The following is a 13,465-nucleotide window of genomic DNA, read 5'->3' on the forward strand; positions in this document are numbered from 1 at the left end:
CACCAACACATTGCTATCAAGCTAAGAAAAGCAAATACCCCAGAGCGAAAATTTTGTGCATTTTGCTCGTACTTATTGTTTTGGGGTAATTCGTACTTTTAGCTTGATGGGCATGTGCTGCTACCCCTTTTGCTAAATGTTTTTTTATGCCAAATAAAAAAGGTATCCTCCAATACTTTGAGGATACCTTTTTCATTTTTATTATCTCTGCTGTTTTCTACCTAATACGAGCAATCCAAAACTCATCATAATAAGAAGTGCTCCCATATATGGTTCCACAGGCATTTTCTGTCCTGTCTTCGGTAATTCTTTTTCAGGCTTCTCTGGATCTGTTGTTTCTGGTTTTTCTGGATCCGTTGTTACAGGTTTCTCTGGATCCGTCGTTTCTGGTTTCTCTGGATCCGTTGTTTCTGGTTTTTCTGGATCCGTTGTTTCTGGTTTTTCTGGATCCGTTGTTTCTGGTTTTTCTGGATCCGTTGTTTCTGGTTTTTCTGGATCCGTCGTTTCTGGTTTCTCTGGGCCTGGTGGTGCTAAAGAAGTCAATTTGTTTAATACTTCTAATTGAACTGGACTTATCATTCCTTTTGTAATTTCAAATGGAATTGGATTAGTTAATTTTTCATAACCCTTTGGTGCTTCTACTTCTACAAGTGTGTAGTGACCTACAGATAAGTCTGAGATTTTCGCTTTTCCTTCTTTATCTGTTTTTACTTTCGTTACTACTTTTCCTTTTTCGTCATGAACTTCAAACACTGCCCCTGATAATACATTCTTACTTTCAGCAGCCATTTTTGTAATTTCTACTGAACCTTTATCTAACTGTTCATTCTCTACTTTTAGTAATAAAACTTCTGTCATACCTTTTTTAATCTCAAATGATACTGGTTCGCTTAGCTTTTTGTAACCTGGTAAGCTTTCCGTCTCTACTAATTTGTAACTTCCTACAGATAGATCTGAAATTTTCGCTTTTCCTTCTTTATCTGTTTTTACTTTCGTTACTACTTTGCCTTGCTCATCTTGTACTTCGAAGACTACGCCTGCTAATGCTTTTTGACTATCTTTATCTACTTTTGTAATTTCTACTGAGCCTTTGTCTAACTGTTCATTCTCTACTTTCAATGATAAGACTTTTGTCATACCTTTTTTAATTTCGAATGATACTGGCTCTGTTAATTTTTTGTAGCCTGGTAAATTCTCTACTTCTACTAGTTTGTAACTTCCTACAGATAGATCTGAAATGTTTGCTTTTCCTTCTTTATCTGTTGTCACTTTCGTTACTACTTTGCCTTGCTCATCTTGTACTTCGAAGACTACGCCTGCTAATGCTTTTTGACTATCTTTATCTACTTTTGTAATTTCTACTGAGCCTTTGTCTAACTGTTCATTCTCTACTTTCAATGATAAGACTTTTGTCATACCTTTTTTAATTTCGAATGATACTGGCTCTGTTAATTTTTTGTAGCCTGGTAAATTCTCTACTTCTACTAGTTTGTAACTTCCTACAGATAGATCTGAAATGTTTGCTTTTCCTTCTTTATCTGTTGTCACTTTCGTTACTACTTTGCCTTGCTCATCTTGTACTTCGAAGACTACGCCTGCTAATGCTTTTTGACTATCTTTATCTACTTTTGTAATTTCTACTGAGCCTTTGTCTAACTGTTCATTCTCTACTTTCAATGATAAGACTTTTGTCATACCTTTTTTAATTTCGAATGATACTGGCTCTGTTAATTTTTTATAGCCTGGTAAATTCTCTACTTCTACTAGTTTGTAACTTCCTACAGATAGATCTGAAATGTTTGCTTTTCCTTCTTTATCTGTTGTCACTTTCGTTACTACTTTGCCTTGCTCATCTTGCACTTCGAATGTTACGCCTTCTAATAACGCGCCACTTTCTTTGTCTACTTTTATAATTTCTACTGTTCCTTTATCTACTAATTCGTTCTCTACTTTTAGTGATAAAATTTCTGTCATACCTTTTTTAATTTCAAACGATACTGGTTTCGCTAGTTTTTTATATCCTGGTAAGCTCTCTACCTCTACTAGCTTATATTTCCCTACTGATAAATCTGAAACGTTTGCTTTTCCTTCTTTATCTGTTGTCACTTTCGTTACTACTTTGCCTTGCTCATCTTGCACTTCGAATGTTACGCCCGCTAATACTGCGCCACTTTCTTTATCCACTTTTGTAATCTCTACTGTTCCTTTATCTAACAGTTCGTTCTCTACTTTTAGTGATAAAACTTTCGTCATACCTTTTTTGATTTCAAACGATACTGGTTCTGTTAATTGTTTGTAACCTGGTAAGCTTTCTTTCTCTACTAATTTGTATTTTCCTACAGATAAATCTGCAATTGTTGCTTTTCCTTCTTTATCTGTTGTTACTGTCGTTACTACTTTTCCTTGCTCATCTTGTACTTCGAAGACTACGCCTGCTAATGCTTTTTGACTGTCTTTATCTACTTTTGTAATTTCTACGTTACCCTTGTCTAACATTTCATTTTCTACTGTTAAAGCAAGAGATTTTGTCATACCTTTTTCAATTTGGAAAGCAATCGGATCTACTAATTGCTTATATCCTTTTGGTGCTTTCACTTCTACTAGCTTATATGTTCCAACTGATAAATTAGTGACTTGTGCTTGTCCTTTTTTATCTGTCGTTATTTTAGCGACTACTTGTCCTGCTTCATCTTGAATATCAAATACTGCATCAGCTAAAGCATCTTTATTTTCTTTGTCTACTTTTGTAATTTCTACATTTCCTGTATCTACTAATTCATTTTCGACTGTTAGCTTTAATGCTGTTACTCTGCCCTTTTCAATTTCGAATGAAATTGGCTTTTCAAGTGGTTTGTATCCTACTGGTGTTCCTACTTCCACCAACTCATACTTTCCAATAGATAAATCTGAAACGTTTGCTTTTCCTTCTTTATCTGTTGTTACTTTTCTTACTACTTTTCCTTTTGAATCACGTACTTCAAATACAACATCTTTTAATGGTGCTTTACTATCTTTATCTATTTTTATTATCTCTACATTTCCAGTATCCATCATTTCATTTTCTACTTTTAATGATAGTATCTTGGTCATGCCCTTTGTAATTTCAAATGATACTGGTTTTTCTAGCTTTTTATAACCTGGTAAACTTTCTATCTCTACTAATTCATACTTGCCTACAGGTAAATCTGCAACATTTGCTTTTCCTTCTTTATCTGTCGTTACTTTTTTAACTTCGTTACCTTTTTCATCTTGGACAACGAACGTTACTCCCGCTAGTAGTGCTTTATTATCTTTGTCTATCTTTGTTATCTCTACATTCCCCGTATCTACCATTTCATTTTCTATTTTTAATGATAAGATCTCGGTCATGCCTTTTGTAATTTCAAACAATACTGGCTCTATTAATTTCTTATATCCTGGTAAGCTTTCTTTTTCTACTAATTTGTACTTTCCTACTGATAAATCTGAAATTGTTGCTTTTCCATCTTTATCTGTTGTTACTTCTTTTACTACTTTATCTTTTTCATCTTGTACTTCGAAGACTACACCTTTTAATACTTTCTGGCTGTCTTTATCTACTTTTGTAATTTCTATTGAACCTTTATCTAACTGTTCATTCTCTACTTTCAATGATAGGACTTTCGTCATACCTTTTGTAATTTCAAATGATACCGGTTCTTTTAGTTTCTTATAACCTGGTAAGCTTTTCGTCTCTACTAATTTGTACTTTCCTACTGAAAGATCTGAAACGTTCACTTTTCCTTCTTTATCTGTTGTTACTTCTTTTACTACTTTATCTTTTTCATCTCGTACTTCGAAAACTACGCCTTTTAATGCTTTCTGGCTGTCTTTATCTATTTTTGTAATTTCTACTGAACCTTTATCTAACTGTTCATTCTCTACTTTCAATGATAGGACTTTCGTCATACCTTTTGTAATTTCAAACGATACTGGCTCTGTTAGTTTCTTGTAACCTGGTAAGCTTTTCGTCTCTACTAATTTGTACTTTCCTACTGAAAGATCTGAAACGTTTGCCATTCCTTCTTTATCCGTCGTTACTTTTTTTACTACTTCACCTTTCTCATCTTGAACTTCAAATTCGACACCCGCTAATACTGAACCGTTTTCTTTGTCCACCTTTGTAATTTCTACATTACCTTTGTCTGTCATTGCATTTTTTACTGTTATTGGGAATATGCCGTCCCCTGTTACATTTACTTCGAACTCTGTTTCTTTTAATTGGTATCCTTCAGGCGCTTTCGTTTCTTTTAAAATATATTTCCCTGGCGCTAACGGTTTAGAGATTGCCTTACCATCTTTATCTGTAACAATATGCTCAACTACTACACTGTCTTTTACTATATCAAACTCTGCATTTGCTAATGGTTTTTCACCATTTTCCGAATCAATTTTCTTTAATTCGATTTGACCCTTTTGCAAAGTATTTTTGACTTCAATGGCTTTTGTTTCACCAGCTTGAAGCGTAACCTCTACTGGAATTGTTAATTTTTGATATCCTTCTGGTGCTACTGTTTCATAAATTTTATACGTCCCAGGAGCTAAAGTTTGAGGTATTGAAAAGCCGTTTTCGTCCGTTATCAGTTTTGCAACAACTTCATTTGCACTATTTCGAACTTCAAATTCAGCACCTTTCAACCCTTTGTTCGGATTCTCAGCATCTATTTTATGAATCGATACTGTACCTTCTTTTGGAGCTTCAGGCGGCGTAACAATTACTTCTTTCGATGTTAATGTTTTATCATCAAAATGTAATTCCGCTTTATTAGGAATCTTCTTATCTACGTAAGAAGATAAATCTGCATTAGCTTTAATTTTCGCCTTAATGCTGAGGTTAATTACCTGGTCTTCATATGACTTATAGTCAAAATTCTCACCAAACGTAAATGTTACTTCACTTCTTTGTTTATCTATATTTAACGTTCCTTTAGAAGTAATATCTTGACCATTTTGATCATATACTTTTGCCTCTAATACTTCTAAAACATCTTCTAAATCATCACTAATTACCATTGACGTATAATTAGGTGAATTTTTCGGTATATGTGTACCAACTTGGTATTGAATAGCTTGATCCATTTGTGTTAACTGCTGATTCTCTACAAGCTTACCATTCTCATCTACTATATTTTTTTCAATGCTAGGTGGATTATCGTCACCTGAACCGGTTCCTCCCCCACCACTTACGAATACTTCTCCCACTTTTTCTTCAGTTACAATATTTTTACCTTCTAATTTCACTGTATTTTTATGAGGCTTTGCAGCAGGATTAGTAATCTTTGTTTTATATCTTAAAATATAACCTTTTGAGCTGTCTGGAAATTCAATTGTAAATCCAGTTTTCATCGCATTAATTTTAATTTTAGATAAATCTGCTGGCTTAACATTTGTTGGTGCATAGCCATCTTCAAATACAGCCTCTTCTAATACTAAACTATTTGTAATTAATTCATGCCCAGGTCCTAATGTGTCTGTTAATTTAAGATCTTGCATTTCTGTTCCAGTTGCATTTACATATACCGTCCAGTCTGCAATTGAAGGGTCTTCCTGATTATAAGAACCCCATTTCAATAGATTATCTGTATTGGGCTGTGGCTTCGGTCTCTCTGTTGTATTATTTACACTTACTTCTTTATTTACGATTTGACCATCAACGTTAAATTCTAATGGGATTTTTTTAATACCATCATATGCTTCTAGACCAAAATAAAATTCTACGAATAAAGAACCTTTAATGTTATTCTTTCCTTCTACGTAATCACCCATAGTACATGTCAATAGACCCTTTTTCATCTCACATGTACCAACTGTTTTTCCTTCAGCATCTTTTAAAGGAAAACTCATATTCATAAGATCTTTTCTGAATTCTTTTGGCATATCAATTGTGAATTGATCTCCACTTTTTATTTTTTCTTTAGCTGACCACTTCACTTCTACTTTCATACCATCTGAGGCTTGATATGGTTCAGACGTTGTACCATCAGTACGGGAGATATTAATCTCGTCCACTGGATTTTTTATCACAGCGGCTTGAATAACTGGAGCCCACACATTTAGTACTGAAAATAATACTAGAAAAACTAATGAAACCATCGAAATATGCCTTTTAGTACTTTTCATTTGCATAATTCCCTCCTATTTTTTATATTTATATAACAAAAAAGACCGTCCGGTTGCATCAAAAATGTGCAACCAGACGATCTTAGTAACCAATATGTATTACCGTAGACTCTAAGCTTTGCGGCCTATCCTTTCGAATAGTGTGCTAAAAATATTTTTTATTCTTTTTTTGTTTCATTTTCCTCTTAAACCAAATATTACTATACCGTCTGGACGGTTATAATTCAATACTCTATAAAATTGTTCTATTTTTCTAATAAAAAAAATAATTCACCAGTGCATTAAATAAGCAATGGTGAATTATTTTACATTATATAGTTCGCATATTCTATTTATACGAATTATAAATAAGAGCTTGAATCACTTTTTCTCTTAATTCGGGGCTTAGTCTTCCAACCCCTAAATATTCTGAATACCATAATCCATCTGCCGCTAATCTAATAATTGTGGCACAAACTGAATCTATCTCATCATTTTCTATTTTATTTTGCAGTTGCTGAAATGATTGTTGTAACGGTTCAAGTAATTCAGGTTTTAGCATTAATGCTGCCATCATACTACTACCTAGCTCTTCTACTCTTCTCTCATTACTTAATCTTTCCTCTACAAAAGAGCGTACCCACCTTCCTTTCTTCTCTAAGTCCTCCGCTACTTTATTGTGAATAGCATCTTGATACTCCTCCGTCCCTTTGAGTATCATGCCCTCTATTAAAGCTTCTTTAGTTGAAAAGTGATACAACAATCCACCTTTACTTATCCCCGCCTCTTTTGCTACCGCTTCTAAAGTTAACTTAGCAACCCCTTTACATTGCACAATTTGAGAAGCGGCTGCTAAAATCTTTTGCCTTGTTATACTTATACTCATTCCTTTTTAAAACCCCCATTTCTACTAAATTTATATAAATACGTATCTTATTTTTAATATTGCTGAGTAATAATAAATATTTTCTGTATACAACAAAGGCTTCACTACCTTTGAATTGTTCGTTGCTTCTTCTATTAAAAATTTCCATATCATTCAATATGATAACATCAAACACTCACAATTGACTATACATCTATACATTTATATTCGTTGAAAATATATCCATAAACAAGAAATGCATACAAATTGATTATCCTTATATATTTAATCTATAATTTAAAGAGGTTTATATTTTCATAAAAATAAAGTGAAATTTTATAAGGATGATTCCATTGAAAAAATTTTCTATTAGTTATTTAATATGCTTACTGGTTTTTTCTATCATTGTGAACGTTTTACAGTATACACTAGTTCCAAATTATGCTGACTCCTGGGGACCGATTTGGGTATCTATTATTATGTTTTCAATTCTTGGAAGCATCCCTGTTCTTATCGGTTGTTTATTAGGTGAATTTTGTTATAGAAAAATAAAAAGAAGTCACGAATTAAAGATTGGAATTCCTTTATTTATATTGTTAGGTATTTCCTACAGTCATTTATTCTTTATGTGGTTTAACGACAGAGATTTTCTATCCTTTACTTTAGAAACCTTTCTGAATACTGGCCTTCCTATTACTGTATCATCTTTAATGTTTTATCTTATAAGACGGTGTTAATTCTTTCATCATTGCATAAAAAAATGTTATTACTCCTGATAAATTGAGTAATAACATTTTCCTTACTAAATTTGCTTCCAACTAGCATCCTTCACATCTTCACTAGTCGGCTTTCTAACTGATTTCACAAAGTATTCCTCGCAAGCACCAAATGCAATGAAATTTTTCTGTGCTTGTCTTAACGAAACTATATTCGCCCCGCCTTCAAAATCAGGATCGTTAAACTGAACCTCATTATCTTCCCAATAACATATATTACAAATTTCATATGTACCTGGTGGTTCTTCTTCTATTGTTCTATACCCGCAGCACGGACATGTGTATTTCATTCTGTCACTCCATTATTCATTTCTTTTTTCTCCCATATATTCCGGCCCACAAAGAATGTAATAGCGCAAATCATAGTTATTCCCATGAAAGAAACATTAGAATCTTCATATGTAGTTGGAATCCCAACCGTTACGGAAACAATACTACAAGCTAAAAGTAAATATAGTAATAAAGATATAATATAGCTGAGTTTAAATCGTAAAATGATACCTCTAAACAATAACTCACCAAGTAGACAGCCACCTAAAATAATAGGTACTCCGAAATACAATGTAAGGACTCCCATTTGCGCAGTAGATTGAATTATCTTACCAATTATGTTCGGCGAAACCAGCTCACTATTGTTTCCCATCCTATCATATAAATCAAGTGCTGTTGCTGAAATAAAGAAACTTAATATAGAAAATGAATACGGAATTAAAAACTTGCTCACTCTCATTCACCTCGCTTTTTTGTTTCACATATATTATTCATTATTTTCACATGAAAAAATAGCCCTCTATGCTAAAACATAGAGGGCCGAATTTTTATATAATAACCTATACCTTATCCTGAAGTGCTCCCCATAAACAGAACATCTAAACTATCTGTGCCTTATATTCTTTAGGGGATAGGTGGTTATTAGAAAGTAGTGTCTTCTTTTTTATAATATTCTTTTGAAATCTCTTCATAAAATGCAGCTGATGTCGTGTAGAAATACGGTACTAACCATAAGAAACCGATTCCTACAGTAAGAATACTTAAAATGAACCAACCTAAGAAGCTTAAGCATAGTAAAAAGTAATCCATTTTATGTCCATTCATCATACGACGACTTTCAGTAATCGCTTGATTCGCTGTATATTCTGGATGATCATTCAAAATAAAATATGTCATAGAATAAGAAAATGATTTAATAATACCTGGAATAATAAGAAGTAATGTCCATAGAATCAAGTACACATTCATTAGTAAATATGTTAAAAACGATTTCATAAACTTACTTCCATCGTTAAACCATCTAAATATATGACCGATACGAGCATTAGTCCCACGAATTACATTTAAAACAAAATAAGAAGCACCCACTGTTAACGGACCGATAATAAACATTGCAATAATAGTTACTGTAAGTGACTCATTTGCTTCTTCCCAACCCCAAAACATCGAGAAAATACCTGTGGTTAGCATTTCAACAGCTCCAATAAGGATTCCGACTAATAAGGTTGCCCCTACCGCTAACCCCCATTTTCCTTTTAATGCATCAAGTGCTGCTCTTTTTAACTGACTTATCATATATAGCCTCCTAATATTTTTTCTATATTAGTATACCATTTATATGAAAAATTCCACAGATTTCCCTGAAATAGAAGTATACTACTTTTTCGATATATGTGCGCTGTAGCTGTACTAATATATGGATTAAGCCCCTCATTTTCCTATAATAAAAAAAGCCTGCCTTTCATAATAGGCAAGCTTTTTCAAGTTAATTCTCACTCATTCTCTTCTTATACCAATTCTGCATTCTCTCCGCATCTTCTACTCTCGTATGCTCTAGTTTATAATTCGATGATGCGTTAGAGAACTTATACGTACATAAATCCGCTCGGCGCTGGAAATATGATTGTGTTTTTTCCATTGATTGGACATGTCTTCTTCTAACAAGCCCTGTATATTTTCCGACGCTACGATATACAAGCGTAATTTGCTCCCCGTTTACACTGTAACCATTTGTTTTAAACGTTCCGTATCCAAGTGTAAAGATAAGGATCGCGAGTGGAATCAACGCCCACATGATGTAATACTTTTCAAAGTATATACTTATTCCAGTAAGCGGGATTGCTAGCATTGCGAAGAATATAAAACTATCAATTAAGTAACGACGTAATGCTGCTTTAGGTAATGAAATAATGTTTGTATTCAGTTCGTATGGTAATTCTAAATGTGCAAGTAACTGTTGTACGCGATCTTTTCGAATGATAGGATGCAGTGTAACTTTTTCTTTCTCGTCACCCAGTCCTTTACTTTGAATGACTTCTACTTGCACAGCACAATAACCGAATGGCTGACGTAAAATACTTTCTTTTATCGTAATACCTTGAATACGATGTAACTTTAGGACGAGTTCTTTTTTCTCAAGTAATCCTTGCAAAATGCGGACTTCATCATTTCTTCGATTCACTGTGAAATCTCCATGTTTTAACGCATAACCGATTGTGGATATCATCCAAGAAATGACAAGTAAAATAGCTACCATGTAAATCCAGCCGTATATATCATGATCCATTACATATGACTCTACTTTATTTTTTATCCATTTCGGAATGTATTCATCCACTTGATTATAAACGAAGAATATTAAAGAAAATAGCAATCCAAACTGCCCAGATGTAACAGATGCTAATAGAATTTCTTTCCAAGTTAATTTGTATTCTGTCGCTTGCTTTTCCTCTGTAACGATTTCTTTTTCTACTACTTCTTCTGATATTTCTTCTGCTTTCAATTCTCGAGTTGGCTCATTTAGCATTGCGATAAGCTCGGTTGCTTCTTCTACTGTAATGCCAGCTAAGCTAACTTCTGCATCATCGCCCCCACCAGCTGTTTCAATCTGAATTTTCTTTAAACCAAGCATTTGATATAGCACGTTAGAACTTGTATTAATCGTTTGCACACGTTCTTTATTTAAGTAGCTCTCCTTCTTCACAAAGAGCCCTTGTTTCACATGTAATACGTTATTTTCAACCCAATATGTTGTGTAATACCATTTTTCAAACGCTGAAAAGATGGTAAGTAAACCGAATGCAGCGGGAATTAAATACCAAAACGGGAACTTTCCGTTTAAACTAAACATGAAAATAATGAGTGGTATAAAATCTGTTATTTTTAATTCTAATAACATCGTAATGGGATGCTGCCTCTTATACATCCTCATCACTCACTTTCGCTAATTCTGCAATTTTCGTTTTCAACATTTCTGCTTCATACATCGTTAAGCCTGGGATGCTGTGAGAAGTTGCCGCTGTTGAAATGTGTAATTCTGCTAATCCATATTTCCTCATAATTGGCCCTTGTTCAATCGTCACGTGCTGCACACGAATCATCGGTACTAATACGCGCTTTACGACGAAAAGACCGTGCTGAATTTCAAGTTCTTCTTCATTTAGTTGATAGCTATAATAACGCTGACGAAGTTTCGGGAATACGAAGTACTCAAATGGTGCTAGTGCAACCGTTAAGCCGATTAACACGTACAAAATCCACGCCCACCAATCAAACTTTATCATGAGGAAAAGGTAAGCTAAAATGACAAGAATACCGATCCCTTCTTCAATTACAGCACGAACTTTCCACACCTTGACCATGTCAGGATGAATTTCATTTTTCAATGGATCCATGTAACCACTCCAAATCTAGTAATCTAATATACGAATACTCTCAAACTATATTTTACATAACTTTACAGAAAATTGTAATTTAATTATCTTTCTTCTCAGGGATAAAATATCCGAACCAAAGTAACCAAATGAAACCGATTAACTTCAGCCAACTTCCATCCGCTTGAAAAGCCTCTATTATACCTGGTATTTTATAAAGTGAAACTTTAATCAGTGGGGGTTTTGTTCATCCCCCACTGATTATTAGTTGAACCAATCAGGCTTTTACGGGCAGTTGATCCCCACCTAACTTCTTTGCTTTCGCTGAATTTTGAGGTGGGGGTCTTACTGCCCGTTAATGCGGGATAAAGCCCAATGAATCCAAGAAAACCGAGCCACCAGTTTTTTTGCATTTTCACTTCTATTCCTCCTTCATTACGTTTTTCACATTTCGAATCCAAATTTCTTTATACTTTAACTGGAATCCCATTAACATGTAATTACTCATATTATCGATCACGAGCGCTAACGTATGTGCATTTTCTTCCGTTGCCTGTTGTGACACAACGTCAAGTTCCACACCTTTCTTCAATAAATCGTGGAAACCATTTAAAAAATCTTCTTGTATTTCAAATAAGCGTTTCTGATACTTTTCATTTCGCGATGCAGTTACGATGAATTCATTTATGACGCGTAGTATGCCTTCTTGTCCTTCATACTCAGAGAGCATATGTAAACCATCAGCGATTAACTTTTCTGCAAAATTTTCTTTCGTATATTGTTCTTTATTGAAATAACTCACGAAATGATACCCAGAAAAAATTTCTTCAAATAAAAAATCAACTAACGCTTCTTTAGAAGAAAAATGATAATAAATAGCCGGTTTTGAAATACCTACCTCTTTCGCAATCATGGAAAGGCTCATCTTCTCAATGCCGTGCTCTGCCATGAGTTTAAATGATGCTTCTACAATGTTTTGCGATGTTTGTAAATTCTTTGTCATACTGTACCTCACTTATTTTTACTTACCGGTCGGTAAATAAATTATAAAATGAAACGAAATGATTTGCAAGTTAGTTAGAGTAACAGAAGGGATTTATTGGTAAATACAGAAAAGTATAAAGTAAAAGCAACCTATAACAATAAGGAGGATATTCCTATGGGACTTGGCGGTAAAGGCGGTAGTGGTGGCACTGGTGGCGGTGAAGCTGGACAAGATGGCAAGAGCGTTAGTAGTGGGTATATAGTACTCATTGTGCTCTTTATCGTATTGATTGTAGTCGGAGTTGGCTATAACGGCATTAACTTCTAAAAAAAAGCATCCTAAACCACAATTTAGGATGCTTTCTTTTTAATTTCTATTCAGTAATCGCATACGATAACAATTCATCGTCACTTCTCCGAGTCTTTGCAGTAGTTGATAGTTCGCATATGCGCCGACTGGGGCACCGATTATTGGTACGAGCTGAAGCATTTTTGCTAAATCGATATAGTCTCGGTACTCTGTTTGGAACTTTTCCCAGTCCATATGATTTTCTTCTTCTGTATCCCACGTTTCGATTGCTTTCCATATTTCTTTTCGGTAATCGTCACTTGAAAAAGCAAGTTGGAAAACGTGAAGGATAAAAAGGCGCTCTTCTTTATCGCTCGTATCAAATCCGTACAACGTTGCTGCATCGAATAAAAATTTAATTTTAATGCCAAGTAAAAGCGGAAAATCAGCAAGACCAAGGAGAATACCGCCAGCTCCCGTCCCTGCTCCTTCTGCCGCTGCTATTTTTTTGTACTCATCCATTTTTTTACGTACTTCGTCGTCTCTTCTTTGCAATGACCAGTTCGTCTCTTTTAATTTTGGTTTTATAAAGTTTGATCCGGCACTAATTGTTTGCACCATCATCCGAATCGTTTCTGTTAATACTTTTTGCACTTTCGCCGGAATAAGCTGTTGTACTTTCGTCTGCACTTTCTTAGAGAACCGTGTCATCATCGAAGAATCTTTCATGAATGTAGCTTTCCACTGTTCCAATTCTTTTATAACCTTCTCTTCGTATGTAATCATAGGT

Annotated in this window: 12 protein-coding genes and 1 riboswitch; of the genes, 2 read left to right on the forward strand and 10 right to left on the reverse strand. The window is 34.3% G+C overall.

Annotation, left to right across the window (positions count from 1 at the left end; translation table 11 throughout):
* Positions 1-201: 201 nt before the first annotated feature.
* Positions 202-6,144, reverse strand: a complete 5,943-nt coding sequence (locus ILS93_RS15185) for a SpaA isopeptide-forming pilin-related protein (RefSeq protein WP_222660802.1) — start codon at positions 6,142-6,144, stop codon at positions 202-204.
* A 58-nt stretch (positions 6,145-6,202) separates the two neighbouring features.
* Positions 6,203-6,295: riboswitch (cyclic di-GMP riboswitch) on the reverse strand.
* A 171-nt stretch (positions 6,296-6,466) separates the two neighbouring features.
* Positions 6,467-7,003: a TetR/AcrR family transcriptional regulator gene (locus ILS93_RS15190; protein WP_000028006.1), complete on the reverse strand. Its 537-nt coding sequence runs from the start codon at positions 7,001-7,003 to the stop codon at positions 6,467-6,469.
* Between the two features lie 332 nt (positions 7,004-7,335).
* Here ILS93_RS15190 and ILS93_RS15195 point away from each other — a divergent pair, with 332 nt between their 5' ends.
* Positions 7,336-7,719 carry a hypothetical protein gene (locus ILS93_RS15195; RefSeq protein WP_098102747.1) on the forward strand — a complete coding sequence of 128 codons (384 nt, stop codon included), beginning with the start codon at positions 7,336-7,338 and terminating at the stop codon, positions 7,717-7,719.
* A 65-nt stretch (positions 7,720-7,784) separates the two neighbouring features.
* Here the strand turns inward: ILS93_RS15195 and ILS93_RS15200 are convergent, their stop codons facing one another.
* The 7 genes from ILS93_RS15200 to ILS93_RS15230 form a co-directional block, all read right to left on the reverse strand.
* Complete coding sequence (locus ILS93_RS15200) at positions 7,785-8,048, reverse strand: CPCC family cysteine-rich protein (RefSeq protein ID WP_098102748.1); 264 nt, start codon at positions 8,046-8,048, stop codon at positions 7,785-7,787.
* A complete protein-coding gene (locus ILS93_RS15205; protein ID WP_098102749.1) occupies positions 8,045-8,488 on the reverse strand; it encodes a hypothetical protein in 444 nt (147 codons plus the stop codon). The genes ILS93_RS15200 and ILS93_RS15205 overlap by 4 nt, the downstream gene beginning before the upstream one ends.
* Before the next feature lie 182 nt (positions 8,489-8,670).
* On the reverse strand, positions 8,671-9,324 hold the full coding sequence (locus ILS93_RS15210) for a DUF975 family protein (RefSeq protein ID WP_098102750.1): 654 nt from the start codon (positions 9,322-9,324) through the stop codon (positions 8,671-8,673).
* 190 nt (positions 9,325-9,514) lie between these two features.
* Positions 9,515-10,954: a PH domain-containing protein gene (locus tag ILS93_RS15215; RefSeq protein ID WP_222660906.1), complete on the reverse strand. Its 1,440-nt coding sequence runs from the start codon at positions 10,952-10,954 to the stop codon at positions 9,515-9,517.
* Positions 10,947-11,423 carry a PH domain-containing protein gene (locus ILS93_RS15220; protein ID WP_064473826.1) on the reverse strand — a complete coding sequence of 159 codons (477 nt, stop codon included), beginning with the start codon at positions 11,421-11,423 and terminating at the stop codon, positions 10,947-10,949. Before ILS93_RS15220 ends, ILS93_RS15215 begins: the two co-directional genes overlap by 8 nt.
* Before the next feature lie 206 nt (positions 11,424-11,629).
* The gene (locus ILS93_RS15225) at positions 11,630-11,815 is read right to left on the reverse strand and encodes a hypothetical protein (protein WP_064473836.1); all 186 of its coding nucleotides are present in this window, start codon (positions 11,813-11,815) and stop codon (positions 11,630-11,632) included.
* An 8-nt stretch (positions 11,816-11,823) separates the two neighbouring features.
* Complete coding sequence (locus tag ILS93_RS15230) at positions 11,824-12,405, reverse strand: TetR/AcrR family transcriptional regulator (protein ID WP_064473825.1); 582 nt, start codon at positions 12,403-12,405, stop codon at positions 11,824-11,826.
* A 156-nt stretch (positions 12,406-12,561) separates the two neighbouring features.
* On the opposite strand from ILS93_RS15230, the gene ILS93_RS15235 reads away from it, so the two are divergent.
* The gene (locus ILS93_RS15235; protein WP_075310498.1) at positions 12,562-12,714 is read left to right on the forward strand and encodes a sporulation protein YjcZ; all 153 of its coding nucleotides are present in this window, start codon (positions 12,562-12,564) and stop codon (positions 12,712-12,714) included.
* Positions 12,715-12,753: 39 nt separating this feature from the next.
* On the opposite strand, the gene ecsC is transcribed toward ILS93_RS15235, so the two are convergent.
* A complete protein-coding gene (gene ecsC, locus ILS93_RS15240) occupies positions 12,754-13,461 on the reverse strand; it encodes an ecs operon protein EcsC (RefSeq protein ID WP_064473824.1) in 708 nt (235 codons plus the stop codon).
* Positions 13,462-13,465: the final 4 nt, after the last annotated feature.

Source organism: Bacillus sp. 16GRE42 (assembly GCF_019837435.1).
Taxonomy (GTDB): domain Bacteria; phylum Bacillota; class Bacilli; order Bacillales; family Bacillaceae_G; genus Bacillus_A; species Bacillus_A wiedmannii.